The sequence below is a fragment of the Tritonibacter mobilis genome (genome assembly GCF_001681715.1).
In the GTDB taxonomy this organism is placed as follows: domain Bacteria; phylum Pseudomonadota; class Alphaproteobacteria; order Rhodobacterales; family Rhodobacteraceae; genus Epibacterium; species Epibacterium mobile.
In genome coordinates, this window is sequence record NZ_LNWY01000014.1 from 194,297 (window position 1) to 220,152 (window position 25,856).

A 25,856-nucleotide genomic window follows, 5' to 3' on the forward strand; every position below is an offset into this window, starting at 1 on the left:
GAGTCAGCCACAATGAAGAAAAACCGCCGATCTTGCGACCGGCGGTTTTCTCAAGCGAAAGCAATGCTTTGCGATGGTACCCAAGGCCGGACTCGAACCGGCACGCTGTCACCAGCGGGGGATTTTGAATCCCCTGCGTCTACCATTCCGCCACTTGGGCATGGGGAGGTTCCTATCGCTGCTTTTGCCCAAGGTCCAGAGGCAAATTCAGTGTTTTATGAAGAAAATTTGTCACCGGCCCCATGCTCACGAAGTGGAGAGTTGACCCGGTGATGCCCACATGCCACCTGAACGCAATAGCTTGTTGAAGAGGTCTTTTCCGTAAAATGCTGCGTTCCCTTTATGATCGGACCATGGCGCTTGCCGACCACCCGCATGCGCTGTGGTGGCTGGCGATTGTGGCATTTATCGAGAGCTCGGTCTTTCCGATCCCGCCGGACGTGCTGATGATCCCGATGATCCTTGCACGACCTTCGCGTGCCTGGCTCATAGCCCTTGTGGCGCTTTTGGCGTCCGTTGCAGGTGGTCTATTGGGCTACGCCATTGGTGCGTTCTTCTACGAGGGCATCGGCCAGCCGATCCTCGAGGCGATGGGCAAGGCCGACAAGATGGCCGAGTTTAACGAGCGCTTTAACGACTTTGGCTTCTGGGCGGTGCTGATCGCGGGGGTGACGCCGTTTCCTTACAAGGTCATCACCATCATGTCCGGCTGGACGGGCATGCCGATCATGACTTTTGTGGCGACCTCGCTCCTTGCTCGTGCCTTGCGGTTCTTCCTTGTGGCAGGGTTGCTGTGGCAATTCGGCGCGCCGGTGCGTGACTTTATTGAAAAGCGCTTGGGGCTGGTGTTCACCGTCTTCTGTCTGCTGCTCTTTGGCGGTTTTCTTGCACTGAGGTATCTATGACGTTCAGCCGTTTTCTAATCCTGCTTGCCGCTGGAGGCTCTGCAGCGCTACTGCTTGGGGCATTTGGGTTTCAGTATATTGGCGAGCTTGCGCCCTGCAAACTCTGTATCTGGCAGCGCTACCCGCATGGGGCAGCCGTTGGCATTGGTATTCTTGCAGTCCTGATCCCCGGTGCGATTTTGCCCTATCTGGGGGCACTGGCCGCCTTAACCACATCCGTTATCGGTGCCTTTCATGCGGGCGTTGAACAGGGATGGTGGGAAGGTCCGACCACCTGCACCTCTGGCGCGATTGACAACCTCAGCGCGGATGAGCTGATGTCGCAGATCATGTCTGCACCCCTCGTGCGCTGTGACGACATCCCGTGGGAGATGTTAGGCCTGTCCATGGCAGGCTGGAACGCGGTGATCTCGCTTGGTCTGGCCGCGCTGTGGTTCGCAGCTGCCCGTCACGCACGCTAAGGGTCAGCTTGAGGGTCAGCTTACGGCGCGACTGTCTTTCTTAGTGGCCAGCAACAGGTTGGTTTCGCTGGTCACCACACCATCAAACATACGGATTTTCGCAAGCGCCTCATCAAGCGTCTCAAGCGTTTCTGTCCCCAGCTCTACAATCAGATCCCAGCGCCCGTTGGTGGTGTGGACCGCCCGCACTTCGGGCAGGCCCTGAAGCTGCCTTGTGATGCGCGATGCCCCGCGCCCCTCAATACCGATCATCATCAGACCTCTGACCGGATCGCGCAGCACGTCCTCCTTCAGAACCACCGTGAACCCCAGGATGTCACCGCGCGATTGCAGCCGCTCGATCCGCGTGCGCACCGTCGTGCGCGACAGTTCCAACTGCATGGCAAGATCGGAGAGTGAGGCTCTGGCATCGTGGCGCAGGGCCGCAATCAGGCGTTCATCCGTTTTGTCCATGTATCGGCTCCGTTTTGTGTTATCTCTTCTCCTTATGAGCAATTTGTTCTCTGTATTCCACCTCAAATCGGAGAAATATCAAACCCAACCCCAATCAAGGAGATCGCGGATGTCTTCTCGTCATTGTATTCTCGTTGGCGCACCCGTCGACAGCGGCAAGCGTCGCACCGGTTGCCTCATGGGCCCGGACGCCTATCGCACTGCCGGGCTGGCCGGCGCATTGGAAAGCCTCGGCCACACGGTCGAGGACATTGGCAATGTCACCCCTGCCCCGCATGCGCCCGATGATGGGGCGGGCAAACTGCATGAACCAAACCTCACCCGCGCTTGGACCGAGAGCCTGTCAGAAGCCGCAGAAGCTGCTATGGCACGCGGTATGCCGATTTTCTTGGGCGGCGATCATGCCTTGGCGCTGGGGACCGTGCGTGGTGTCGCAAACCACGCCGCAACTCAAGAGCGCCCGCTGTTTGTGCTCTGGCTCGATGCCCACAGCGACTACCACTCACTTGAGAGCACCGATTCCGGCAATCTTCACGGCTGCCCCGTGCGCTATTTCACCAAACAGGCGCAGTTTGATACTTTCCCGCCGGTGCCCAACCCAGTGCCGCCCGAAAATGTCTGCATGATCGGTCTGCGTTCGGTGGACACCGCAGAACGCGAAGCCATGGAGAAGGTCGGCATTCACCGCCACGACATGCGCGATATTGATGAGAACGGCATCGCCCGTCCGCTCAGCGCCTTTTTGGAAAAGGTCGCCGCGCAAAACGGCATGCTGCATGTCTCATTGGATGTGGATTTCCTCGACCCTTCCGTCGCACCTGCGGTTGGCACCACAGTTCCGGGCGGTGCCACCGTGCGCGAGGGCCATCTGGTCTGCGAAATCCTGCATGACAGCGGGCTGATGACCTCAATGGATCTGGTGGAACTGAACCCCTTCCTCGATGAGCGTGGCCGCACCGCGCATCTGATGGTGGATCTTTGTGCCTCTGCCATGGGACGGCGCGTCTTTGACCGCCCCACCCGTAGCTACAATACCTGAGAGACGCACACCCGCGTCGCTCGTTTTGACATCAACTGGCAGAGGGTGAGGCGAGTAAACTCGCCCCCTTCGGCCCCCGCAACAGGATAGCCCAATGACCCAGCCATCAGACAAGGCCCTTGTCCCTTTTGTTAGCGTAGACAATATGATGCGCCTCATTCATCATGTCGGCGTCGAGGATATGATGCGTGATCTGGCCGACTATATCGAGGCCGATTTCAAACGCTGGGAGCTGTTTGACAAAACGCCCCGTGTCGCCAGCCATTCTGACGTTGGTGTGATCGAACTGATGCCCACCTCCGATGGCGAGGCTTACGGGTTCAAATACGTCAACGGCCACCCCAAGAACACGTCTGAGGGGCTGCAAACCGTGACGGCCTTTGGTCTGCTCGCCGATGTCTATACCGGCTATCCGGTGCTCTTGACCGAGATGACCATCCTCACCGCCCTGCGCACCGCCGCGACCTCGGCCATGGTGGCCAAGCATCTCGCCCCCAAGGGCGCGGATACCATGGCGATGATCGGCAATGGCGCGCAGTCGGAATTTCAGACGTTGGCAATGAAGGCGATCATCGGTCTCAAGGCCGTGCGCCTTTATGACAAGGACCCGGCGGCGACCGAGAAATGCGCGCAGAACCTCGCAGGGTTGGGTATTGATGTGACCATCTGCAAAACCCCGGAAGAGGCCATCGAGGGCGCACAGATCCTCACCACCTGCACCGCGGACAAGCAATATGCCACCATCCTGACCGACAACATGGTCGGCAGCGGTGTGCATATCAACGCCATCGGCGGCGACTGCCCCGGCAAGACTGAGCTCGCACCCGGCATCCTCAACCGGTCTGACGTGTTTGTGGAATACCCGCCGCAAACCCGCGTCGAGGGCGAGATCCAGCAGATGCCCGAGGACTTCGCCGTGACGGAACTGTGGGAAGTGATCTCCGGTCACAAACCGGGCCGGACCGGTGATCGTCAAATCACGCTTTTTGACAGTGTCGGCTTTGCGATCGAGGATTTCTCGGCCCTTCGCTACATTCGCGACCGCATCAAGGGCACGGATTACTTCGTCGATCTTGACATGCTGGCAGATCCGGATGATCCGCGTGACCTCTTTGGCATGGTGCAACGCGCCAAAGCCTGATGCAGAAAGCGCGCCTTTCGGGGCGCGCTTTTCTTTTTATACCAAAGGGTTCAGGCTTCCAGTTCACTGTCCCAATAGAGATAATCCATCCAGCTTTCATGCAGGTAGCCGGGCGGGAACTTGCGGCCCGTATTGCGCAGCTCATCCGCCCCGGGACGGCGCGGTGGTTTGCGCAGGGACATGCCCGCACGGTGCAGCGGCTTGGAGCCTTTCTTGAGATTGCAGCGCGAACAGGCCGCCACCACGTTTTCCCAACTGGTGATCCCACCAGAGGCGCGCGGCACCACATGGTCAAAGGTCAGATCGCCCTTGGCGCCGCAATACTGACAGCGAAATTCGTCCCGCAAGAATAAATTAAAGCGCGTGAAGGCCACGCGCTTTTGGGGTTTGACAAAATCCTTCAGTACCACGACCGATGGTATTCGGATCTCGGTACTGGGACTGCGCACAACCTCGTCATACTCGGCCACGATGGCAACCCGGTCGAGCCAAGCGGCTTTGACGGCGTCCTGCCATGGCCAGAGTGACAAGGGGTAGTATGACAAAGGACGATAATCCGCGTTCAACACCAGCGCTGGATGTTGTTTCAGAGCCCCCGGCTCCCTTACGAATTCTGTCCTGAAGTCTCCGTCCATGAACGTCTTCCTCGCCCTGCTTGCCTCGAGATGGCACCAGAGCGGGGAACCCGCCCCAGCTTGTGATTGACTATATATCGTGGCCGGAGCCTGACAAGCCCCAAAGCGCCACCAGATGTCGTGTGAGATAGGATGATTCCGTTACAGAGGCGTGACAGTTATCCACAGCCCGGACATCAGGCATTCCGCAGCGCGGCATCTGCACAGGCTTGCACCTCGGCCCGCCTGCCCGTAGAGCCAACCCCATGAGCCGCTTGATCCGTTTCAACAAACCCTTTGATGTGCTGCCGCAGTTCACCGATCGTGGCAGCGAAGGCAGCCCGTGCGCCACGCTGAGCGACTATGTCGATTGCCCCGGCGTCTACCCCGCCGGGCGTCTGGACCGCGACAGTGAAGGGTTGATGCTGCTCACCGACAACGGCCGCCTACAGGCCTGGATCAGCGACCCCAAGCATAAGCTGGAAAAAACCTATTGGGTGCAGGTCGAGGGTATCCCCGATGAAGACGCTCTGAACTTACTCCGCCAAGGGGTTGAGCTAAAAGACGGAATGACCCGCCCTGCGAAGGCGCGTCTTATCAATGAGCCTGCTCAGCTCTGGGCCCGCACCCCGCCGATCCGGGAACGTAAATCCGTGCCCACCGCATGGCTCGAGTTGAAGATCACCGAGGGCAAAAACCGACAGGTCCGGCGCATGACAGCCGCCGTAGGGCATCCAACCTTGCGGCTGATCCGCTACGCCATTGGTGCCTGGACACTGGATGGGCTGGCGCAGGGCAAATGGCAGGACCTCGACCCGCCGCGCGTGCCCGGCCCGCCAAAACCCTCGCAAAAGCCGCCCCGCCGCAAACCGCACGCACAAAATACAGAAAACGGCGCCTCAAGGTCTCCCTCAAAGCGCCGCAAACCACGTTCAAAATCAACGCGCTAGGATCACAAGCTCAGTTTGTCGCGCATGAAAGCCAAGGCCACACTCAGCCCATCGGGCGCGATCCCGTGGCCGGTGCCCTTCATCACATGGGCAAACACATCCTGAAAGCCCGCTTCTTGCAGCGCTTCAGCAGCCTGTGGCAGCGATTGCGGTGGCACCACGTCGTCCTCGTCTCCATGCACCAGCAGCACCGGCATCCGGCTCACGACCTCGTCGCTAAAGGTGTCCGGCGACAGCAGCCGACCGGAAAACGCCACGATCCCCGCCACGGGGTCTTCGCGACGCGGGGCCACATGCAGCGCCATCATGGTGCCTTGCGAGAAGCCCAGCAGAACCACCTGCTCCGGCAGCAGATCCTCGTCCACCATGAAGGCATCCAGAAACGCGTTAAGGTCATCCACCGCCGCCATCATGCCGCGCATGGATTCCTCCTCAGATGAGCCGTCAATCCACGGAATTGGGAACCACTGGAACCCCATCGGGGCACCGGCGCAGGCCTCGGGCGCATCGGGGGCGACGAACAAAGTGTCCGGCAGATGTTCGGCCAGCGGGTCGGCGAGCCCGAGGAGATCCGCCCCATTGGCCCCATAGCCGTGCAAAAACACCACGGCCGAGCGGGTTTCACCGGAGAGCGGCTCTTTGCGGCCGGCAGTCAAAACGCGAGTCATCGGATCCCTTCCCTGTCCTTTGCCACATGGTAATAGGCCCACAAAAGCCGCGCCGCAACCGACCGCCACGGCGACCACGCCGCGGCCATGTCGCGCAGGGCACGCTCTTTGGGCCGCTCCGGCAGGTCAAACAACAGCCGCGCGCTTTCTTGCAAAGCCAGATCGCCAGGCGCAAAGACATCCGCCCGGCCAAGGGAAAACATCGCGTAGATCTCTGCCGTCCAGATGCCGATGCCCGAAACCTGTGTCAGCTCTGCCACCACATCTGCTGTAGGAGCATCCCGTAAGGACTTGAAATCTATACGCGCCTCCGCCAATGCGCGGGCATATCGGATCTTCTGGCGGCTCAGGCCCGCCGCGCGCAGATCCTCATCGCTGGCCGAGAGGATTTTCCGCGGCCCGGTCAGTTTCGCCGCACGCAGGCGGTTCCAGATCGCATTGGCCGACGCCACCGAGACCTGCTGACTGACGATGGCGCTCAGAAGCTGCGCAAACCCATCGGGCTTGCGCCGGAGCGGCAGTGGCCCCGTGAGTGTCAGCGCATCAGCAAAGCGTGGATCTTGCGCCGAGAGCCATGCGGCGCCTTCGGCCACGCAGGCTGGGGTCTCGATGATGCGGCCAACCGTCATCTGGTGCCCCGCGCGAAAATTGTATTGGTGCACTGCACGCTGCTTGTTCCTTCACCTGTTCAGGGCTACGCAATTGCCATGACTATGACCGCTCCCGCCCCCGACGACCATATTGCAAAGCGCAATGTTCTGATTCTTGTGCTCGCGCAGGCCTTTCTGGGCGCGCAGATGCCGATGATCTTCATCGTGGGCGGACTGGCCGGTCAATCCCTGGCGACCAACCCCTGTCTGGCAACCCTGCCGATTTCGCTGATCGTCGCAGGCTCGATGCTCTCGGCCACGCCAATCTCAGCGATCATGCAGCGGTACGGACGCCGCGCCGGATTTGCCATTGGTGCCACCGGTGGTGCGCTGGGTGGGCTGATCGGCGGCTATGGTCTCTACCTCGGCTCATTTCCGGTGTTTCTGGTGGGCAGCGCCCTGACCGGTATCTATATGAGCGCGCAAGGGTTTTACCGTTTTGCCGCCGCCGATACCGCATCTGACAGCTTTCGCCCCAAGGCGATCTCCTATGTGATGGCCGGGGGCCTGTTGTCGGCGATTGTTGGCCCGCAGCTGGTCAAAGCCACCAGCGATGCATTCGTCATTCCCTTCCTCGGCACCTATCTGGCGGTGATCGCAGTGAATGTGCTGGGGGTCGGCCTCTTTGCCTTTTTGCGCATTCCGCGACCACCCGCACCGAAGGAAGATGCCCCCATTGGTCGCAGCCGTTGGGAACTGCTGAAAACCCCCACCATCGCGGTCGCCGTGATCTGCGCGATGGTGTCTTATGCGCTGATGAATTTGGTGATGACGTCTACGCCGCTGGCGGTTGTAGGCTGTGGGTTCAGCCAGAACACCGCTGCGGATGTGGTCACCTCGCATGTTCTGGCGATGTATGTGCCGTCCTTCTTTACCGGGCATCTGATTGCACGTTTCGGCGTGGAAAAGGTCGTTGGCGCGGGGCTGGTGATCCTCGCAGGTGCTGGCGCTGTCGCCTTGCAGGGCGTGGATCTGGGCAACTTCTTTATCGCGCTGATCCTTCTGGGCGTTGGCTGGAACTTCGGCTTTATCGGCGCGACCACCATGCTCGCTGGCGCACATGAGGCGCATGAGCGCGGTCGGATGCAGGGTCTCAACGACCTGCTGGTCTTTGGCGGTGTGACCGTCGCCTCCGTTGCATCCGGTGGATTGATGAACTGCTCGGGTGGCAATCCGGTCGAGGGTTGGGCCGCCGTCAATATGGCCATGGCCCCCTTCTTGGTGCTGGCGGGCGGCGCCTTGATCTGGCTGGTGCTGAAGCCCAAATCCGCCACCGCCTGATCGCAGATTGCACCGAGGCGCGCTACCAGCGCCCGGTGCCAGCCTGCCACATCAGCGAGACCCGCCTGCGAAACTCACTCAGGCCAAGCGCGCCTGCCGCCACCCGCGCAGGTTCTGCCCGGACCTGTCGCAATATGGCGCCTGCCTGCCAGCCGGGCAGGAAGGCACTGCTTGCCGCAGAAGAGATTGCCTGCCGCCTCCGTCTGGCAGCGGCAAGCCGGTCCAACCCACGTTCCGCCAGTTGGATCAGCCCCGCGTTGGTGCCATCCAACAGCGGCACCCGTTTTTGGGCCTCGAACTCCGGGATTGCGCGCAGATAGGCTGCAAGCCCCGCCGCATAGGCATAGTCGCGCACAATACCTTCGTCTGCTGGCCCCAGCGAGGCAGCTGCCATCCACATCAGACCGCCCGATGTGGCGTCGATATAGGTGTCAAAGGCTGCCTCATCCTCAAACGGATCGCGGTAGATATCCCAGCGCCGCGCCTCGGCCATCGCGTCAATCACCTGCGCGGCCTCGTGGTTGACCAACCGCGCCAGCGGTGTCGCCACATAATGCCTGCGCACCTGGCCGCCGGACGCAATCTCCGCACCGACATCACGCCACCACTGCACCCGCATTTCGGCAATCATGCTCTCCTGACTGGCCCAGGGCGCGCGCGACATCTCGATGTTAAAGGCGTAGAGCGCAAACAGCAGCGGGCGCGCCTCGACGGGAGCGGCCATTGCGGCCAGAAAACGATCCGGATCGCCTTTCTGAACCGCCTCAGCGCAGGCGATCAGGTCATCGTCAAACTGCATCCGCCGCCTCGGCCGCATCGCGCAGCAGCTTCCAGTTCATCGCATCGAGCAGCGCGTCAAAAGACGCATCCAATATGTTCGGACTGACGCCAACAGTGGACCAGCGCCGCCCCTTGCCGTCTTCGCTGTCGATGATGACGCGGGTCACAGCCTCGGTGCCGCCCTGGGTGATACGCACCTTAAAGTCGACCAGCCGCATGTCGTCCAACACTTTGGAATAGCGCCCCAAATCCTTGCGCAGTGCCTTGGCCAAGGCGTTCACCGGGCCACGGTCACTGCCCGAGGGATCAAGCGACTCACTCACCGAGAGGAGTTTTTCGCCATCCACTTTGACAACCACAACAGCTTCCGAGAGGCTGATCATCTCATCATACTTATTCTTGCGCCGCTCCACCGTGACCTTATAGCGCTTGACCTCAAAGAACTGCGGCATCTGCCCCAGTTCCTCGCGCGCCAGCAGCTCAAAGGACGCCTGCGCCGTATCGTAGGAATAGCCCTCGGTTTCGCGTTCCTTCACCCGCTCCAGAATGCGGCCAAGCGCAGGGTCGCCCTTTTCAACCGTCAGGCCCGCCTCTGCCAGACGGCGGCGCAGGTTCGACTGCCCCGCCTGATTAGACATCGGGATGACGCGGCTATTGCCCACCACCGCAGGCTCAATATGCTCGTAGGTCGAGGGGTCCTTGAGGATCGCGCTGGCATGCAGCCCCGCCTTATGCGCAAAGGCCGAGGCCCCCACATAGGCTGCCTGCTTTTGCGGCACCCGGTTGAGGATCTCATCCAGCATCCGGCTCACCGTGGTCAGCCGCGCCAGCGCCCCCTGCGGCACGCCCGTCTCATACGCGCTGGCATAGGGTTCCTTCAACAGAAGCGTCGGGATCAGCGTGGTGAGGTTGGCATTGCCGCAGCGCTCGCCCAGACCGTTGAGCGTGCCTTGGATCTGGCGCACGCCTGCATCCACCGCCGCTAGCGAACAGGCAACCGCATTTTCGGTGTCGTTATGGGTGTGAATGCCCAGATGATCGCCCGGCAGCCCCGCAGCGATCACCTCGGATACGATGCGATGAACCTCATGCGGCAGCGTTCCGCCATTGGTGTCGCACAGCACGACCCAGCGCGCGCCCGCCTCCAGCGCCGCGCGACAGGCCGCCAGCGCGTAGTCTGGATTGGCCTTGTAGCCGTCAAAGAAATGTTCGGCATCAAACAGCGCCTCACGCCCCTGCGCCACGATATGCGCCACAGACTGCGCGATATTGTCGAGGTTCTCCTCAAGCGTGATCCCCAGCGCCGCAGTCACATGATAGTCATGCGACTTGCCCACCAGACAAACACTCTTGGTGCCCGCGTTCATCACCGCCGCCAGCACATCGTCATTCTCTGCCGAGCGCCCTGCCCGCTTGGTCATGCCAAAGGCCGTGAGCGTCGCTCGGGTCTCGGGTGCCTCATCGAAAAAGGCACTGTCGGTCGGGTTGGCACCGGGCCAACCGCCCTCAATATAGTCTACACCTAGGTCATCAAGTGCCTGGGAGATCTGCTTTTTTTCCAACGTGGAAAACTGCACCCCCTGCGTCTGCTGCCCGTCGCGCAGGGTGGTGTCATAGAGATAGAGCCGTTCCGTCATTCCAGCCCCTCCAGCTTGGCCGCGTCAAACCCTGTGCCGGGCACAAGTTCCACACCGGTTTTCGACATGCGCACCTCCAGCCCTGCCTCCGTGTAGGCCGACTTGAGGCGATCCACCTCGGCAAAATCCTTGGTTTCCATGGCCGTCTGACGCACCGCGAACAGTCGCGCCTCATGCGCCGAGAGGTCAACCGACGGCGCTGCGGCCCAGTCACCCATCTCATCACTCAAGAGGCCCACCAACTGCCCCGCCGCCAGCAATCCCGCCGCATCGCCAGCCGCTGCCAGCTTGTGCATCTCGGCAATTGCCCCAGCGGTATTGAGATCATCCGCCAGTGCGTCCAAGACCGCGGCAGCAGCGGTGGCGGCGGGCTCGATGCCCGCTGTCAGCGCCCGCCACTTGCGCAACGTCGCCTCCGCCTCGGCGGCCTTCTTCTCGGTCCAGTCCATCGGCTTGCGGTAATGCGTCTGCAGGAACACAAACCGCACCACTTCGCCCGGAATGCCCTGCTCCAGCAGATCGCGCACGGTGAAGAAATTGCCTAAGGATTTGGACATCTTCTTGCCTTCGACCTGCAACATCTCATTGTGCAGCCAGTAGCGGGCAAACTCGCCTTCGGGATTGGCGCAGCAGCTCTGAGCGATCTCGTTTTCATGATGCGGGAACATCAGATCGTTGCCACCGCCATGAATGTCAAAACTCTCGCCCAAGAGATCATAGCTCATGGCGGAGCATTCGATATGCCAGCCCGGACGCCCCCGTCCCCAAGGGCTGTCCCAGCCCGGCTGCGCCGCATCCGAAGGCTTCCAGAGCACAAAATCCATCGGGTTTTTCTTGTAAGGCGCCACCTCAACGCGGGCCCCCGCGATCATATCGTCAACGGAGCGGCCCGAAAGCTGACCGTAGCCCTCGCGCCAGGAGTCCACCGCAAACAGCACATGGCCTTCGGCAGCATAGGCGTGACCCCGCGCGATCAGGTCCTCGATCATCGCGACCATTTGCGGGATATACTGGGTCGCGCGCGGCATATGCGTGGGCTCCAACGCTCCAAGCGCGCCCATATCGTCCAGAAACCACTGGGTGGTCTCGGCGGTGATTTCGCCGATCTCGCGCCCGCTTTCGGCTGCGCGCGCATTGATCTTGTCATCGACGTCGGTGAAGTTGCGCGCATAGGTGACGTGCGCGACGCCGTAGACATGGCGCAGCAGTCGGTACAGCACGTCAAACACCACCACCGGCCGTGCATTGCCCAGATGCGCCCGATCATAGACCGTGGGGCCACAGACGTACATCTGCACATTGTCCGGATCAATCGGGGTAAAGACCTCTTTTTTGCGGGTCTTTGAGTTGTGCAATTTGATCGTCGTCATGTCAGCTCCTTCGACAACACGTCAGCTCGGGCGAACCCCAAATACCTCACCAAGCGCACTGCGCGCAGCGCGGGCTTAGCAACTTGTCACATGAAAGAGAACGACAGAAACCAGCCCGCTGAAGATCAGCAAGCAATACAAATGGTAATAATGGTTTCGATATGCGCCATATTGTTCAGCTAGCACATGTTTTTGGATCGGCCAAGCCCGGAGTTCACCCGCGCCATGATATCCCCCTCAGAACCGAAAGGCTGCAGTGAGGGCCAGTTGCCGGTTCTCGCTCGACAAGGAGTAATCCCCGTCCGCGCTGCGTCTTCCGCTGAGGCTGCCACTCAACTGCACGCCCGGCGATATTTCAATCGCGACGCCAAAGCCAAGAATGCCAAGTTCCTCGTGATCTTCGACAAACAGGCTGCTGCTTCCTTCGGGCTGTAGATCATAACTCGGCCTTGATTCCGTCGTAGGCAGGGCTGGAATATATGTGCTCGCTTCGCGGACGGGGCGCAGGTCCGTGCCAGCATTGGGCCTTTCGGCCTCATCAGACACAACATCACCGACCAGCGTCATCCCCAGAAACCGCCCGGACCAGTCGTCAGAGGCCGCAGGGGTGCTCAGCATTGCGGCTCCTAGCACGGCGCAAGCGCCCAACAGCAGAGCAGAATGCATGCAGCAGATATTATGCCGAGCAAAGCGGTGCATCGGTGAAACCCTATAAGACATGGAGATCACAGCCCATCCCCGGACTGTCAGGCCGTACCGTCCCGACCCTGTCTCATATCTCGCAGATTATACTTAACAATTCGTTCAGCTTCGCCGTTAAAACGCAAAAACTATAGGGGCATGCGCGGCGGGCCTACGTGCATTAGATTTACAAAAGCAAAAGGCCCTCTCCAGTTCGGAGAGGGCCAGTTTCGCCGATCAGGCTCTTTTCATTGACCGCCCGTGTTTTTCTTGCCTTGTCCTTCTCGGCGTATGGGATGAGCGCACCCACCCCAGACAGATTTCAGAAACCCAAAGTGTTTTGGTTCCCGATCATGGTGAAGCGCCGAACTTGCCGGTGCTTCAATTTTGTCGGGGATATCAGCAGATCACAAAGAGCCGCCTCATCCCCTGTGCATCCCCCAAGGTAAGCCTATGGATGCGGTTCCGTTTCCCGGCACATGACGCGCACCGGGACTTTCCTTAGCTACAGCCCGAGGTGGAGCCGCAGGTGTTGCATTTCATGCAGGTGCCGTTGCGCACCAGCGTGTAATTGCCGCATTCGCCGCATGGATCGCCTTCATATCCCTGCATTTTTGCTTTGGTGCGCGCGTCCATTCCGCCGCTTACAACTGGTGCGTCAGAGGTTTCCGGCACCAGTTTCTGCAATGCCGCCACGGGATCGGCGCTGCCGTCCAGCGCGGTCACCGCAACGCTGGTCTGACCGCCTTGCAGCACCACGAGTTCCTGCGGCAGGCGCTTGCGCAAATAACCGGTGGAGGAGATCTGCTTCAGCACCTCCAGCGATTTCGAGGCCGCCCCGTCGCTCAGCTCAGAGAGGTTCGAAAGCCCTTCCTCCGCATCGCCACGACCCAGATCATCGAAAGTTGCGCCTTCGGGCTTCACATGCGCCAGATCGGTGCGGTCGAGGTAGCTCACCGCCAGTTCGCGGAACACGTAATCGAGGATCGAGGTCGCGTTCTTGATCGAATCGTTTCCCTGAACCATCCCCGCTGGTTCGAATTTTGTGAAAGTGAAGGCATCGACAAATTCTTCGAGCGGCACGCCATATTGCAGACCGACCGAGACCGCGATGGCGAAGTTGTTCATCATCGCCCGGAAGCCCGCGCCTTCCTTGTGCATGTCGATGAAAATCTCACCAAGGTTGCCGTCCTCATACTCACCAGTGCGTAAGTAAACCTTGTGGCCGCCGACAACCGCCTTTTGCGTGTAGCCCTTGCGGCGCTGCGGCATCTTGGTGCGGTGAGATTTCATCACCTCCTTGATGACCACTTTTTCGACGATCTTCTCGGCGAGAGTGACCGCTTTTTCCGGCACCGAGCCTGTTTCCAGAATCTCGGCGGCCTCATCGTCATCCTCGACCAATGCCGCGGCAAGTGGCTGGCTCAGTTTCGAGCCGTCACGATAGAGCGCATTGGCTTTAACGCCCAAGGACCAGCTCAGCTCATAGGCTTTTTGGCAGTCCTCGATGGTGGCGTTGTTGGGCATGTTGATGGTTTTGGAAATCGCGCCCGAAATAAAGCTCTGCGCGGCCGCCATCATTTTGATGTGGCTCTCAACACCCAGATAACGCTTGCCTTTTTTGCCGCAAGGGTTGGCGCAGTCAAAGATCGAATAATGCTCTTCCTTGAGGTGCGGAGCACCTTCGAGCGTCATGGTCCCGCAGACGTGATCGTTCGCGGCGTCAATGTCGGATTTGGTGAAACCGAGATGGCGCAGCAGATCAAAGGCCGTGTCATTGAGCTTATCGGCCGGAATGCCCAGCACGCCGGTGCAGAACTCCTCGCCCAATGTCCACTGGTTGAACACAAACCGGATGTCAAAGGCGCTTTCGAGTGCCGCATCAACCTTTGCCAGCTCATTGGGGCCAAAGCCATGTCCGGTCAGCGAGGTATGGTTGATCCCCGGCGCATTCCCGATGGAACCATGACCGACCGCATAAGAGACGATCTCTTCGATCTGAGCGGAGGAATAGCCGAGGCCCTCCAGTGCCGAGGGCACCGAGCGGTTGATGATCTTGAAATACCCGCCACCGGCAAGCTTCTTGAACTTCACCAGCGCAAAGTCCGGCTCGATCCCGGTGGTGTCGCAATCCATCACCAGACCGATGGTGCCGGTGGGCGCGATCACGGTGGATTGCGCATTGCGATAGCCGTGTTTCTCACCAAGGCTCACCGCCTCGTCCCAAGCGCTCATCGCCAGTTCCGTGAGGCGCGCGTCGGGGCAGTTCTGCAGATCGAGCGGCACCGGCTTCACGGTGAGCGCATCATATCCTTCGGTCGCGCCATAAGCGGCATTGCGGTGATTGCGCATCACCCGCAGCATGTGATCGGCATTGCGCGCATAGCTCGGGAACGGCCCCAGCTCGGATGCGATCTCGGCAGAGGTGGCGTAAGCCACACCGGTCATGATCGCGGTCAACGAACCGCAGAGCGCGCGGCCTTCGTCGCTGTCGTAGCCGTAACCCATGTTCATCAGCAGCCCGCCAATGTTGGCATAGCCCAGACCCAGCGTGCGGAAATCATAGGACAGTTGCGCAATTTCCTTCGATGGGAACTGCGCCATCATCACCGAGATTTCCAGCGTCAGCGTCCACAGACGGCTGGCATGCATGAAGTCCTCGGCCTGAAACACGCCGCCCTGATAGAAGGTCAACAGGTTCAGCGACGCCAGGTTGCAGGCGGTGTCGTCGAGGAACATGTATTCGGAACAAGGGTTTGAGCCACGGATTTCACCGTCTTCGGGGCAGGTGTGCCACTCGTTGACAGTGTCGTGGAACTGGATGCCCGGATCGGCGCAGGCCCAGGCTGCGTGGCCGACCTTCTCCCAAAGATCGCGCGCCTTCACGGTCTTGGCGACCTTGCCGTCGGTGCGGTTGATCAACTCCCAATCGGCGTCTTTTTCGACCGCATGCAGGAATGCGTTGGTCACGCGGATGGAGTTGTTGGAGTTCTGGCCCGACACGGAGGAATAGGCCTCGGAGTCCCAATCGGTGTCATAGGTCGGGAACTCGATGCTGTCATAGCCCTGACGGGCATAATCCAGCACGCGCTTGATGTAAGTCTCTGGAATTGCGACCTTCTTGGCTTCGCGGATCGCTTTTTTCAGAGCGGTATTTTCAGCCGGATCATAGGCATCCTCAGCGAGACCATCCCAAGTGCGCAGAGCCTCAAAAATGCCGTTCAGCATCTTCTCGTGCATTTTGGAGCCGGCCACAATGGAGGCGACTTTCTGTTCCTCAAGCACCTTCCATTCGATGAACTGCTCGATATCCGGGTGATCGGCATCCACGATCACCATCTTCGCTGCTCGACGGGTTGTCCCGCCTGATTTGATCGCGCCAGCGGCACGATCGCCGATTTTCAAAAAGCCCATGAGGCCCGAGGATTTGCCCCCGCCGGAGAGCCTCTCGCCCTCGGCCCGCAGGTGGCTGAAGTTGGTGCCGGTGCCGGAGCCATATTTGAACAGCCGCGCCTCGCGCACCCAGAGATCCATGATGCCTCCGTCCTGCACCAGATCGTCCGACACGGACTGGATAAAGCAGGCATGCGGCTGCGGGTGTTCATAGGCGCTGTTGGATTTGGTCAGCTTGCCGGTCTTGTAGTCGACATAGTGGTGGCCCTGCGCCGGGCCGTCGATGCCATAGGCCCAGTGTAGGCCGGTGTTGAACCACTGCGGACTGTTGGGCGCGGCACGCTGGGTCGCCAGCATATAGCGCATCTCGTCGAAATAGGCGCGTGCGTCCTCCTCGGAGGAGAAATAGCCGCCTTTCCAGCCCCAATAGGTCCAGGCCCCGGCCAGACGGTCAAACACCTGCTTGGAGGAGGTCTCGCCGCCAAGTTCCACATCGTCATCCGCCGGGACCGAGCGCCACAGGAACTCTGGAACGCCCTTCTCGCGGACCTTCTTCAGGCGCGATGGGACACCGGCCTTGCGGAAGTATTTTTGCGCGATGACGTCACTGGCGACTTGGCTCCAGGTCGATGGCACCTCAATGCCCTCAAGACGGAACACGATGGTGCCATCCGGGTTGCGGATCTCGGACGTCGCCCCGATGAAATCCAAGGATGCATAGGCATCCTGTCCTGCTTCTGTGAAACGACGCTCGATCTTCATGGCTACACCTGTCCCAATTAGTCCCGCTTGCGCACCGGTGCATTTTTGTACCGGCCTTCATATCGCTGACCGCAGAGGGCAATACCTGTTAACTGGCGTAGGTTCAGGCCCACGCTCACGGGTCCTTCACCGACCCGGATTTAACGGTTTTGCACGAAGCAGCCTGATCGGGAGCAACTGCTCTATCTCAACAAGATCTAGTGGCGCCCCCAAGCGACACACACAATCTCGCGTAAGTTGGCATAGGCGGTCAACGCAAAATTTCAAATTTTACGGACCAGTTTTCAGTTGACCGGTTTCATGATTTCGAGGGTCTGACAGACGCTATGATTCATCCACAGCGTCTCCTGCGGATCGGTGCTTTTGAATATTAAGTTAAGGAAATCTGAAAACCCGCGTGTTGCGAGGGGGTTGTCCTGCGGAGATCATCTACGCTTGAGCTGTGCCCTCCCGCGGAGGCCCGCTTTTTGATGCTGGGATGTGGATCCAGTGAGCTGCGACACAACGCGCGTCCGTTCTGCAACGCCTCTGGGTCAGCATTCAGCTTCCGCAAATTTTTGAGGCAGGCAAATCACGATTTTGATGCCCTTGCGCGTCAGTTCCTAAATAAAGAGTAAACACCAGATATGCCGCCCTGCCCCTCACTGGCACCTAAACCTTGGTAGTGATTCTCGGCTCACCGTAAGGCGCGCGTCAACTCACCCAAAAGAGCGGGGTCACTATCAACATCCCAAAGCCCCTGCTGAACCCGAAGGTTCAGCAGATGACAGGGACTTCATTCATATAAAGAAGAAGTGGTCGGGGCGGCGAGATTCGAACTCACGACCCCCTGTACCCAAAACAGGTGCGCTACCAGACTGCGCCACGCCCCGGACCGTGCGCCTTCCTAGCGGTGCTGTTCTGATTTGAAAAGCCCTAACAGGGCCATTTTGCAGTTTCTTTTGAAAAAACTTCGTGGCGCATCTCACTGCCCACGGAAATCCCATAGGATTCAACGATACCGGCGTTGACTTCGAGCACCACCAAGACCTTATCGCCCCCGGGGATCGGTGTCAGATCGCCCGGCAAAGCGTTCTTGTGGATATGGCTCACAACGCCGTCCGCACCGACAAAGATCATGTCGAGCGGGATTAGCGTGTTTTTCATCCAAAAGGCCACGCGCTGTGGCATCTCATAGATAAAGAGCATGCCAGATCGTTTTGGCATGCTGGGGCGATGCATCAACCCCTGAGCGCGTGTTTCGGGGGTGTCGACCACTTCGACCGAAAATCGCGCCTGCCCCCAAGGACCGCGCAGATCGACTTGGTCGCGACTACAGGCCGCCGCAGCGAGACTGCAGGTCGCCACAAGCCAAAGGGCGGCGGCTGCGATACGCGATGCAGCCACCCTACGCATCAGTCGATGTAGTCCACATCGGATGAGGCCGCCTCCCAGGCGAGCACATCCACGGCCATTCGTCCGCGCTTGCCTTCGATCACCCGCATTGCGAGCGCCTCTCCGGATTGCACGTCTGACAGACCAGACTGGCGCAGCACCTCGACATGCAGGAACACATCTTCGTCGCGCCCGAACACATTGGCAAAGCCAAACCCTTTGGCTTTGTCGAACCACTTGACCCGTGCGGGCTCCAGCGGTGTGTTGCTGATTTCTTCGTCATCCAACTGCGCCAGATCGCTAAGAACGGGTGTGTCCTCACGTTCTGGTGGGGTAATGGATACGATTTCTACCGCCTGCACACCTCGATCTGTGCGATGGGTGACAACTTCAATGCCAGCACCATCGGCAATCGAGCTTTGCCCGAAATTGCGCAGGACGTTTACGTGCAAAAGAATATCAGGTCCATTGTCAGGACAGACAATGAATCCATAACCTTTCGCGGGATCAAACCACTTCACTAGTCCACGGACATGCTGCAAACTGCTCAAATCTTCGGCCACTTGCGAATTCCACCGGTTCGTTTGTTATTTCCGTGTTGCTTCTCGTAACTGCGCGAATTCCGCACAAGAGTTCAAGAGCAAAAGAGTCAGGAGCCAAAGTGACCGCTAACTGATTTGTCGCAACCTTAAGGGCTAAGACGGGTAATTGTCCAATCATCTTGGACATTTTTACGTCGCCAGACAAAACGATCGTGTAGTCTGAAGGCACCATCTGCCCAGAATTCTATTTCTGTCGGCACGATACGGTAGCCTCCCCAGAAATGGGGACGTTTGGGATTCGGTCCTTTTGTCGCGGTGACCTTTGCAACCTCTGCCATAAGTGCGCTGCGCGAAGACAACGGTTGCGATTGTTTTGACGCCCAGGCCCCGAGCCTGCTTTTGAGCGAGCGTGAGGCGAAATATTCATCCGCTTGCGGCCCATCTTCTTTGCTGACGTGCCCGCGCACCCGGATCTGACGGCGCAAAGACTTCCAATGCATCACAAAGGACGCAGTGCCGCTGGCTTCGATTTCCTGCGCCTTGGTGCTCTCGTAGTTTGTGTAAAACACAAAGGCTGCGTCTTCGATTTCTTTCAGCAAAACCATACGACTGTTGGGCATCCCGCTGGGGTCCACCGTCGCCAGCGCAATCGCGTTGGGGTCATTGATTTCGGTCTCACTGGCCTCGGCCAGCCATACGCGCGCTATTTCGAATGGATCGTTCCCTTCGAAGAGCCCCTCTCTGTCCGACATGATGTTATATCCTTACTGATTGCCTTCGTACTTAGTGACCTTTGTGCCCGATTGGAAGGGGCCGGTCGGCGAGTAGACTTGATGCCCTTGTCACAGCGGGCTAAAGGACGTTCTATTAACCGATCACAGGCGGAGAACCTGCATGTCTAGTCAACTGATGGCCGGAAAACGTGGCCTCATCATGGGCCTGGCCAATGACAAATCCATCGCGTGGGGCATTGCCAAAGCCTGCGCTGAGGCCGGAGCTGAACTTGCGTTCTCCTATCAAGGTGAAGCGCTGAAAAAGCGGGTCGACCCGCTGGCGGGCCAGCTTGGCAGTGATATCGTGCTGCCCTGCGATGTCGCAGATGAGGCGTCCATCGACGCGCTCTTTGCTGCGCTCGAAGAAAAATGGGGCAAGCTCGACTTCATCGTGCACGCCATCGGCTTTTCCGACAAGAGCGAGCTGCGTGGCCGCTATGTCGACACCAGCCGCGCAAACTTCCAGATGACCATGGATATCTCGGTCTATTCCTTCACAGCCGTTGCAAAACGTGCGGAGAAGATGATGGACGCAGGTGGCTCCATGCTCACGCTGACTTATTACGGCGCTGAACAGGTGATGCCGCACTATAATGTGATGGGTGTCGCCAAGGCAGCACTTGAGGCTTCGGTGAAATACCTGGCCGAGGATCTGGGTAAGGACGGCATCCGCGTCAATGCGATCTCTGCCGGCCCGATCAAGACGCTCGCGGCCTCCGGCATCGGCGACTTCCGCTACATCATGAAGTGGAACGAGTACAACTCGCCCCTGCGCCGCAATGTGACCACCGATGACGTGGGCAAATCCGCGCTGTATCTCCTATCGGATCTGGCTTCGGGTGTCACCGGCGAGAACCTGCATGTGGATGCGGGCTATCACGTGGTCGGCATGAAGGCCGTGGACGCCCCGGATATCGAGAAAGGCTAACCCCAGATGAGCACCAAGGACCCGAGCCGCCTGCCCCATGAAAAGGGGTTTCACATCTCTTGGGATCAGATCCACCGTGACAGCCGCGCGCTGGCGTGGCGTCTGGACGGGCTCGGGCCCGATGATGGCCACTGGCGCGCGGTTGTGGCGATCACCCGCGGCGGCATGGCGCCGGCGATGATCGTGGCGCGCGAACTCGACATTCGCACCGTCGATACGATCAGCGTCAAATCCTATCATTCCGGCGGCGGCAAGGCCGATCAGCGCCGCGAGGCCGAAGTACTAAAAAGTCCTGACGCAGAGATGATGGGCGACGGCACCGGCATCCTGATCGTCGACGATCTGGTTGACTCGGGCAAGACGCTGGAACTGGTGCGCAGCCGTTACCCAAAGGCGCATCTGGCGACCGTCTATGCAAAACCGCAGGGCGAACCACAGGTCGATACATTTATCACCGGCGTCAGCCAGGATACGTGGATCTTCTTTCCGTGGGATATGGCGCTGCAATATGTTGAGCCCTACCGCGGCACTGATTGACGTAGGGTTATTTTACAAATTAAATAAAACGCGCCCTAAACGGCGCGTTTTTTCTTTTCGGCTCTCCGGTTTCGTCCTCTTGCTTTGGGCAATTGAAATCGACCAAATGGCAAAAATCCGCGTATTGCGTGAGACTTAAAAAAGGAATTTCCGATGCATCTTGCCAGAACCAACGCCACTTTCGTTTCTCCGATCGTGGAATCCCGGCGCTGGCTGCAGGGGGTTACGTTTTCCGAGGACCAGCCGCTTTTAAATCTCAGCCAAGCTGCCCCGGCAGATCCACCACCGACAGGTTTACGTCAGGCAATGGCTGAGGCGGTATTGAACCAAACCAGCGCCCATCTTTATGGACCTGTGTTGGGCAACCCGGATTTACGGGCGGCATTGGCAGAACAGATCAGTCGCCACTATGAGACCGAAGTTACCGCCGAAGAGGTCGCCATCACCTCAGGCTGCAATCAGGCTTTTGCGGCCACGATCCAGAGCCTCTGTGCTGAGGGCGACGAGGTGATCCTGCCGACGCCTTGGTATTTCAATCACAAAATGTGGCTCGATATGCAGGGGGTCACCACCCTGCCCTTGGCCGTCGGCGCGGGGATGCTGCCCGAGGTCGACAAGGCCGAAGCGCTGATTACCGACCGGACCCGCGCCATTGCGTTGGTCACCCCCAACAACCCCTGCGGCGTCGAGTATCCTGCTGCGCTCCTTGATGCGTTCTATGATCTGGCGCAGCGATATGGGCTGACGCTTATTGTGGATGAGACTTATCGTGATTTTGACAGTCGCTCCGGCGCGCCGCACGGCCTGTTCCAGCGCAGCGATTGGCATAACACGCTGGTCCACCTCTATTCCTTCTCCAAAGCCTATCGCCTCACAGGCCACCGCGTCGGAGCCATCGCCGCCGCCCCCGCGCGCTTGCTTGAGATGGAGAAGTTCCTCGACACGGTGACCATCTGCCCCGCACAGGTCGGCCAGATCGGGGCCAAATGGGGGATCGAGAATCTCGACCAGTGGCTTGCAGGCGAACGGGCAGAGATCCTGAAGCGCCGCGCCGCGATTGAGGCGGGGTTTGCGCCCCTCTCCGACAAAGGCTGGCAGCTGTTGGGCCTCGGCGCATATTTTGCCTATGTCGCGCATCCGTTTGAACAAAGCTCCGATGAGATCGCCCAACGGCTCCTGCGGGAGGCGGGAATGCTCCTGTTGCCGGGCACCATGTTTACCCCGGAGGGCGCGCCAGAAGGCCATCGTCAGTTCCGCATCGCGTTCGCCAATGTGGACGAGAGCGGCATCCACGAGATGCTCTCGCGTCTTGCGAAATTTGCCGGGTAACAAAACCTCTACACCTCTGCCGCCCTCGACGCTTGCTCCTGCCGGGGCAGACGCGTATTCAGGGCGGCAACAGGAGACAGCCGACCCAGTCGGCACAATATGGCCGCCCGGCACCCGTCCCGGCGCGCCGCCAAAAGACGACATAAAGGGCCGCAGGCATGAAAAACCTCTCAAAGACCTTCGTTTGGATCCTTATGGGTCTGTTGTTCGTGGGGCTTGCGGGCTTTGGTGCGATCAACGTATCCGGCACCACACGCACGCTGGCCACCGTCGGCGACGCAACGGTCAGCGTCGACGACTACGCGCGCGCACTTCAGCAGGAGCAACGCGCCATTCAGGCCCAGTCCGGACGGTCGATCCCACTCTCGCAGCTGATTTCCATGGGCGTGGACCGCGGCGTGCTCTCCGGCTTGGTGGCCTCTGCCGCACTGGACAATGAACTTGGCGAACTTGGCCTCTCCGTAGGCGATGAGGTGCTGCTCAAAGAAATCACCCAGATTTCTGCCTTTCAGGGCTCAGATGGCAGCTTCAGCCGCGACAACTATCGTTTTGCTCTTGATAACGCAGGCCTCTCCGAGGCTGATTTCGAAGAAGATATGCGTTCCGAGACTGCCCGTACCCTGCTGCAAGGTGCCATCACCGGCGGCACCCGCATGCCCGCCGTGCTGGGAGAGACGCTCACCGATTACATTGGCGCGCGCCGCAGCTTTGCCTATGTGCGCCTCTCCGAGAATGACGTGATCCTCACCGCTGTTGAACCCACAGAGGATGAGCTGAAAACCTTCTATGAGACCCATATCGAGGATTTCACCCTGCCCGAGACCAAGGTCATCACCTATGTGGCCCTGCGCCCCGATGCGCTGGTGGATGAGGTCGAAGTGGACGAAACAGCCCTGCGCGCACTCTATGAAGAGCGCGATGCAGAGTTCAACGTCCCCGAGCGCCGTCTGGTCGAACAACTGGTTTTCCCAAATGAAGATGCGGCCGCAACCGCCAAGGCGCAACTGGACGTGGGCGGCACCACTTTTGAAACCCTCGTTGAAGAACGCGAACTGACGCTGTCGGATATCGACATGGGCGACGTGGCAATCGACACGTTGGGCGCGGCAGGCGAGGCGGTGTTTGCCGCAGAGGTTGGCGATGTCGTTGGCCCGCTGCCGTCGGACTTTGGCCCGGCGCTCTATCGTGTAAACGGTGTGCTTGAGGCCAATTTCACCAGTTTTGAGGACGCGCTGCCGACTCTGCGCGAAGAACTGGCACTGGACCGCGCCCGCCGCGTGATCGAGACCCGCTCTGAAGGTATCGATGATGCGCTTGCCGGCGGGGCCACCCTCGAAGATCTGGCCAAAGAGGAAAACGGCATGGTGCTGGGTCAACTTGATTGGACCGCAGACACCACAGACGATATTGCCGCTTATGACACCTTCCGCAATGCGGCAGAGGCGGTCACGGTCGAGGACTTCCCTGCAGTGGACTACCTTGAGGATGGCAGCCTCTTTGCCCTGCGCCTTGATGAGGTGCTGGCCCCCCGTCCCCAGCCGTTTGAGGATGCCCGCACCGCCGTTACCGAAGCCTTCAAAGGCGACCGGATCGCCAAGGCACTGGCAGAGCAGGCCGACCAGATCAAAGCGGCGACCGAGGCCAATGACGGCCAGTTCCCCGAGGACCGCGAGGTGGTTGAACAGACCGGCCTCACCCGCACGGCTTATCTCGATCAGACCCCGGTTGATCTGCTCAATCAGGTATTTGAGATGGAAGTGGGCGAGGTTCGCGTGGTTTCTGACGCCGAGGGCACCGTGGTTGTGCGTCTCGATGAAACCCTGCCGCCCGATGATGGCAACGACATGCAATTCCTGACGCAGGCTCTGAATGAGCAACTGAATCAGTCCCTGTCGAATGAGATCTTCCAGATCTATCTGCAAGCGGTGCAGTCACGCGCGCGTCCGCAGGTGAACCAACAGGCGGTGAATTCAGTTCACGCCACCTTTCAATAACTAAGCACGAGGCGCATGCGCTCATGGCCCTGATCCCCGACTTCGACACATTCGCCAAAGCCTATGAGGCAGGCGAAAACCAGGTGGTCTACACACGGCTTGCCGCCGATCTGGATACGCCCGTCTCCTTGATGCTGAAACTCACCGGCGCACAGAAGGATGCCTTCATGCTGGAATCGGTGACCGGCGGTGAGGTGCGCGGGCGCTATTCCATCATCGGTATGAAGCCAGACCTGATCTGGCGCGCGCGGGGCGAACAGGCAGAGATCAACCGCGCCGCCCGCTTTGATCCCGACGGATTTGCCCCTGTCGAGGGCAATCCGCTCGACACATTGCGCGCGCTGCTGGCCGAAAGCCGCATCGACCTGCCCGATGATCTGCCGCAGGCGGCGGCAGGGCTGTTTGGCTATCTGGGCTATGACATGATCCGCCATGTGGAGCATCTGCCCCATGTGAACCCCGACCCGCTGGGCCTGCCCGATGCGGTGATGATCCGCCCCTCTGCGGTGGCGGTGCTGGACGGCGTGAAGGGCGAGGTCACGGTGGTCTCTCCCGCGTGGGTCAGCGACGGGCAATCGGCGCGTGCGGCCTATGCACAGGCTGCCGAACGCGTGATGGATGCGGTGCGCGATCTCGAACGCGCCATGCCCGCCGAGACCCGTGATCTGGGCGAGGCGCGCGAGGTGGCCCCGCCGGTCTCAAACTTTACCAAGGACGGCTATATGGCCGCCGTGGAAAAGGCCAAGGATTACATCCGCGCCGGGGACATCTTTCAGGTGGTGCCCGCACAGCGCTGGACGCAGGATTTCCCGCAGCCGCCTTTTGCGCTTTATCGCTCGCTCCGGCGCACCAACCCCTCGCCGTTCATGTTCTACTTCAACTTCGGTGGCTTCCAGGTGATTGGTGCCAGCCCCGAGATCCTCGTGCGGGTCTTTGGCAACGAGGTCACCATTCGCCCCATCGCTGGCACCCGTCCGCGCGGGGCCACCCCCGAAGAGGACAAGGCGCTGGAACAGGATCTGCTGGCCGACAAGAAAGAGCTGGCCGAGCATCTGATGCTGTTGGATCTGGGCCGCAACGATGTGGGCCGCGTCGCCAAGATCGGCACCGTGCGCCCCACCGAAGAGTTCATCATCGAGCGTTACAGCCACGTGATGCATATCGTCTCCAACGTGGTCGGCGAGCTGCACGAGGACAAAGACGCGCTGGATGCGTTTTTTGCGGGCATGCCTGCGGGCACGGTGTCCGGTGCGCCCAAGGTGCGCGCGATGGAGATCATCGACGAGCTGGAGCCGGAAAAACGCGGCATCTATGGCGGCGGTGTCGGCTATTTCAGTGCCGGGGGCGACATGGATATGTGTATCGCCCTGCGTACCGCGATCGTGCAGGACCAAAAGCTCTATATTCAGGCCGGGGGCGGCGTTGTCTACGACAGCGACCCGGAAGCGGAGTATATGGAGACTGTGCATAAATCCAACGCGATCCGCCGCGCGGCTGCGGATGCCGCACGCTTTACCGGCGATGGCAACCGCTGAGAAAACATGACCCCAAAATGAAAAACGCGCTCCCGAGACCATCGTGGAGCGCGTTTTTG

Annotated in this window: 23 protein-coding genes and 2 tRNA genes; 11 read left to right on the top strand and 14 right to left on the bottom strand. The window is 59.7% G+C overall.

The features are described 5' to 3' along the window. Positions 1 to 74: 74 nt before the first annotated feature. Positions 75 to 160: transfer RNA gene (locus tag UB90_RS14535), tRNA-Leu, on the bottom strand. Positions 161 to 326: 166 nt separating this feature from the next. Here UB90_RS14535 and UB90_RS14540 point away from each other — a divergent pair. Beyond that, entirely contained in the window at positions 327 to 905 is a 579-nt protein-coding gene (locus UB90_RS14540) for a YqaA family protein (RefSeq protein ID WP_005635521.1), read from the top strand. Next, complete coding sequence (locus UB90_RS14545; protein ID WP_065324010.1) at positions 902 to 1,366, top strand: disulfide bond formation protein B; 465 nt, start codon at positions 902 to 904, stop codon at positions 1,364 to 1,366. Before UB90_RS14540 ends, UB90_RS14545 begins: the two co-directional genes overlap by 4 nt. A gap of 15 nt (positions 1,367 to 1,381) precedes the next feature. Here the strand turns inward: UB90_RS14545 and UB90_RS14550 are convergent, their stop codons facing one another. Then, entirely contained in the window at positions 1,382 to 1,819 is a 438-nt protein-coding gene (locus UB90_RS14550) for an Lrp/AsnC family transcriptional regulator (protein WP_005635517.1), read from the bottom strand. A gap of 109 nt (positions 1,820 to 1,928) precedes the next feature. Here UB90_RS14550 and rocF point away from each other — a divergent pair, with 109 nt between their 5' ends. Both rocF and UB90_RS14560 read left to right on the top strand, forming a co-directional pair. Beyond that, on the top strand, positions 1,929 to 2,858 hold the full coding sequence (rocF, locus tag UB90_RS14555) for an arginase (RefSeq protein WP_065324009.1): 930 nt from the start codon (positions 1,929 to 1,931) through the stop codon (positions 2,856 to 2,858). A gap of 94 nt (positions 2,859 to 2,952) precedes the next feature. Continuing rightward, positions 2,953 to 3,999 (top strand): ornithine cyclodeaminase, encoded by a 1,047-nt coding sequence (locus UB90_RS14560; RefSeq protein WP_065324008.1) that lies wholly within the window; start codon positions 2,953 to 2,955, stop codon positions 3,997 to 3,999. Positions 4,000 to 4,049: 50 nt separating this feature from the next. On the opposite strand, the gene UB90_RS14565 is transcribed toward UB90_RS14560, so the two are convergent. Beyond that, the gene (locus tag UB90_RS14565) at positions 4,050 to 4,634 is read right to left on the bottom strand and encodes an HNH endonuclease (RefSeq protein WP_005676209.1); all 585 of its coding nucleotides are present in this window, start codon (positions 4,632 to 4,634) and stop codon (positions 4,050 to 4,052) included. A 245-nt stretch (positions 4,635 to 4,879) separates the two neighbouring features. On the opposite strand from UB90_RS14565, the gene UB90_RS14570 reads away from it, so the two are divergent. Then, positions 4,880 to 5,563: an rRNA large subunit pseudouridine synthase E gene (locus UB90_RS14570; RefSeq protein WP_065324007.1), complete on the top strand. Its 684-nt coding sequence runs from the start codon at positions 4,880 to 4,882 to the stop codon at positions 5,561 to 5,563. 2 nt (positions 5,564 to 5,565) lie between these two features. Here the strand turns inward: UB90_RS14570 and UB90_RS14575 are convergent, their stop codons facing one another. Together UB90_RS14575 and UB90_RS14580 are read right to left on the bottom strand one after the other, a co-directional pair. Beyond that, on the bottom strand, positions 5,566 to 6,231 hold the full coding sequence (locus UB90_RS14575; protein ID WP_039983771.1) for an alpha/beta hydrolase: 666 nt from the start codon (positions 6,229 to 6,231) through the stop codon (positions 5,566 to 5,568). Continuing rightward, positions 6,228 to 6,860 (bottom strand): DNA-3-methyladenine glycosylase family protein, encoded by a 633-nt coding sequence (locus UB90_RS14580; protein WP_065324108.1) that lies wholly within the window; start codon positions 6,858 to 6,860, stop codon positions 6,228 to 6,230. The genes UB90_RS14575 and UB90_RS14580 overlap by 4 nt, the downstream gene beginning before the upstream one ends. A gap of 78 nt (positions 6,861 to 6,938) precedes the next feature. Between UB90_RS14580 and UB90_RS14585 the strand changes: the two genes are divergently transcribed. Beyond that, positions 6,939 to 8,162: an MFS transporter gene (locus UB90_RS14585; RefSeq protein ID WP_065324006.1), complete on the top strand. Its 1,224-nt coding sequence runs from the start codon at positions 6,939 to 6,941 to the stop codon at positions 8,160 to 8,162. A gap of 22 nt (positions 8,163 to 8,184) precedes the next feature. Here UB90_RS14585 and UB90_RS14590 read toward each other — a convergent pair whose 3' ends face one another. The 9 genes from UB90_RS14590 to pdxH all read right to left on the bottom strand — a co-directional run bounded on the left by UB90_RS14590 (position 8,185) and on the right by pdxH (position 19,453). Further along, entirely contained in the window at positions 8,185 to 8,961 is a 777-nt protein-coding gene (locus UB90_RS14590; protein WP_065324005.1) for a squalene/phytoene synthase family protein, read from the bottom strand. Next, positions 8,951 to 10,579, bottom strand: coding sequence for a citramalate synthase (cimA, locus tag UB90_RS14595; protein WP_065324004.1), 1,629 nt, complete (start codon positions 10,577 to 10,579; stop codon positions 8,951 to 8,953). The genes UB90_RS14590 and cimA overlap by 11 nt, the downstream gene beginning before the upstream one ends. Beyond that, on the bottom strand, positions 10,576 to 11,949 hold the full coding sequence (gene cysS / locus UB90_RS14600) for a cysteine--tRNA ligase (protein ID WP_065324003.1): 1,374 nt from the start codon (positions 11,947 to 11,949) through the stop codon (positions 10,576 to 10,578). The genes cimA and cysS overlap by 4 nt, the downstream gene beginning before the upstream one ends. A 237-nt stretch (positions 11,950 to 12,186) precedes the next feature. Next, complete coding sequence (locus tag UB90_RS14605; protein WP_227512134.1) at positions 12,187 to 12,567, bottom strand: hypothetical protein; 381 nt, start codon at positions 12,565 to 12,567, stop codon at positions 12,187 to 12,189. A gap of 564 nt (positions 12,568 to 13,131) precedes the next feature. Then, positions 13,132 to 16,785, bottom strand: coding sequence for a vitamin B12-dependent ribonucleotide reductase (locus UB90_RS14610; protein WP_065324001.1), 3,654 nt, complete (start codon positions 16,783 to 16,785; stop codon positions 13,132 to 13,134). A gap of 795 nt (positions 16,786 to 17,580) precedes the next feature. Beyond that, positions 17,581 to 17,657 (bottom strand) — tRNA-Pro (locus tag UB90_RS14615). 43 nt (positions 17,658 to 17,700) lie between these two features. Continuing rightward, a complete protein-coding gene (locus UB90_RS14620) occupies positions 17,701 to 18,180 on the bottom strand; it encodes a DUF192 domain-containing protein (RefSeq protein ID WP_065324000.1) in 480 nt (159 codons plus the stop codon). Next, complete coding sequence (locus UB90_RS14625) at positions 18,180 to 18,722, bottom strand: cold-shock protein (RefSeq protein ID WP_005623581.1); 543 nt, start codon at positions 18,720 to 18,722, stop codon at positions 18,180 to 18,182. The genes UB90_RS14620 and UB90_RS14625 overlap by 1 nt, the downstream gene beginning before the upstream one ends. Positions 18,723 to 18,847: 125 nt before the next feature. Next, complete coding sequence (pdxH, locus tag UB90_RS14630) at positions 18,848 to 19,453, bottom strand: pyridoxamine 5'-phosphate oxidase (RefSeq protein WP_065323999.1); 606 nt, start codon at positions 19,451 to 19,453, stop codon at positions 18,848 to 18,850. A gap of 142 nt (positions 19,454 to 19,595) precedes the next feature. Here pdxH and fabI point away from each other — a divergent pair, with 142 nt between their 5' ends. The 5 genes from fabI to trpE all read left to right on the top strand — a co-directional run bounded on the left by fabI (position 19,596) and on the right by trpE (position 25,797). Continuing rightward, positions 19,596 to 20,402 carry an enoyl-ACP reductase FabI gene (gene fabI / locus UB90_RS14635; protein WP_009179101.1) on the top strand — a complete coding sequence of 269 codons (807 nt, stop codon included), beginning with the start codon at positions 19,596 to 19,598 and terminating at the stop codon, positions 20,400 to 20,402. A 6-nt stretch (positions 20,403 to 20,408) separates the two neighbouring features. After that, a complete protein-coding gene (gpt, locus tag UB90_RS14640; RefSeq protein ID WP_065332026.1) occupies positions 20,409 to 20,939 on the top strand; it encodes a xanthine phosphoribosyltransferase in 531 nt (176 codons plus the stop codon). Between the two features lie 153 nt (positions 20,940 to 21,092). After that, complete coding sequence (locus tag UB90_RS14645; RefSeq protein WP_065323998.1) at positions 21,093 to 22,268, top strand: aminotransferase; 1,176 nt, start codon at positions 21,093 to 21,095, stop codon at positions 22,266 to 22,268. A 158-nt stretch (positions 22,269 to 22,426) separates the two neighbouring features. Beyond that, on the top strand, positions 22,427 to 24,262 hold the full coding sequence (locus UB90_RS14650; RefSeq protein WP_065323997.1) for a peptidylprolyl isomerase: 1,836 nt from the start codon (positions 22,427 to 22,429) through the stop codon (positions 24,260 to 24,262). Positions 24,263 to 24,285: 23 nt separating this feature from the next. Continuing rightward, the gene (gene trpE / locus UB90_RS14655; protein ID WP_009178909.1) at positions 24,286 to 25,797 is read left to right on the top strand and encodes an anthranilate synthase component I; all 1,512 of its coding nucleotides are present in this window, start codon (positions 24,286 to 24,288) and stop codon (positions 25,795 to 25,797) included. Positions 25,798 to 25,856 lie beyond the last annotated feature (59 nt).

Excerpts from the sequence above, each read along its gene's own strand:
- UB90_RS14540 (WP_005635521.1), top strand. The coding sequence starts at position 327 with ATGCTGCGTTCCCTTTATGATCGGACCATGGCGCTTGCCGACCACCCG.
- UB90_RS14545 (WP_065324010.1), top strand. The coding sequence starts at position 902 with ATGACGTTCAGCCGTTTTCTAATCCTGCTTGCCGCTGGAGGCTCTGCA.
- UB90_RS14550 (WP_005635517.1), bottom strand. The coding sequence starts at position 1,819 with ATGGACAAAACGGATGAACGCCTGATTGCGGCCCTGCGCCACGATGCC.
- rocF (WP_065324009.1), top strand. The coding sequence starts at position 1,929 with ATGTCTTCTCGTCATTGTATTCTCGTTGGCGCACCCGTCGACAGCGGC.
- UB90_RS14560 (WP_065324008.1), top strand. The coding sequence starts at position 2,953 with ATGACCCAGCCATCAGACAAGGCCCTTGTCCCTTTTGTTAGCGTAGAC.
- UB90_RS14565 (WP_005676209.1), bottom strand. The coding sequence starts at position 4,634 with ATGGACGGAGACTTCAGGACAGAATTCGTAAGGGAGCCGGGGGCTCTG.
- UB90_RS14570 (WP_065324007.1), top strand. The coding sequence starts at position 4,880 with ATGAGCCGCTTGATCCGTTTCAACAAACCCTTTGATGTGCTGCCGCAG.
- UB90_RS14575 (WP_039983771.1), bottom strand. The coding sequence starts at position 6,231 with ATGACTCGCGTTTTGACTGCCGGCCGCAAAGAGCCGCTCTCCGGTGAA.
- UB90_RS14580 (WP_065324108.1), bottom strand. The coding sequence starts at position 6,860 with ATGACGGTTGGCCGCATCATCGAGACCCCAGCCTGCGTGGCCGAAGGC.
- UB90_RS14585 (WP_065324006.1), top strand. The coding sequence starts at position 6,939 with ATGACTATGACCGCTCCCGCCCCCGACGACCATATTGCAAAGCGCAAT.
- UB90_RS14590 (WP_065324005.1), bottom strand. The coding sequence starts at position 8,961 with ATGCAGTTTGACGATGACCTGATCGCCTGCGCTGAGGCGGTTCAGAAA.
- cimA (WP_065324004.1), bottom strand. The coding sequence starts at position 10,579 with ATGACGGAACGGCTCTATCTCTATGACACCACCCTGCGCGACGGGCAG.
- cysS (WP_065324003.1), bottom strand. The coding sequence starts at position 11,949 with ATGACGACGATCAAATTGCACAACTCAAAGACCCGCAAAAAAGAGGTC.
- UB90_RS14605 (WP_227512134.1), bottom strand. The coding sequence starts at position 12,567 with ATGCTGAGCACCCCTGCGGCCTCTGACGACTGGTCCGGGCGGTTTCTG.
- UB90_RS14610 (WP_065324001.1), bottom strand. The coding sequence starts at position 16,785 with ATGAAGATCGAGCGTCGTTTCACAGAAGCAGGACAGGATGCCTATGCA.
- UB90_RS14620 (WP_065324000.1), bottom strand. The coding sequence starts at position 18,180 with ATGCGTAGGGTGGCTGCATCGCGTATCGCAGCCGCCGCCCTTTGGCTT.
- pdxH (WP_065323999.1), bottom strand. The coding sequence starts at position 19,453 with ATGTCGGACAGAGAGGGGCTCTTCGAAGGGAACGATCCATTCGAAATA.
- fabI (WP_009179101.1), top strand. The coding sequence starts at position 19,596 with ATGTCTAGTCAACTGATGGCCGGAAAACGTGGCCTCATCATGGGCCTG.
- gpt (WP_065332026.1), top strand. The coding sequence starts at position 20,409 with ATGAGCACCAAGGACCCGAGCCGCCTGCCCCATGAAAAGGGGTTTCAC.
- UB90_RS14645 (WP_065323998.1), top strand. The coding sequence starts at position 21,093 with ATGCATCTTGCCAGAACCAACGCCACTTTCGTTTCTCCGATCGTGGAA.
- UB90_RS14650 (WP_065323997.1), top strand. The coding sequence starts at position 22,427 with ATGAAAAACCTCTCAAAGACCTTCGTTTGGATCCTTATGGGTCTGTTG.
- trpE (WP_009178909.1), top strand. The coding sequence starts at position 24,286 with ATGGCCCTGATCCCCGACTTCGACACATTCGCCAAAGCCTATGAGGCA.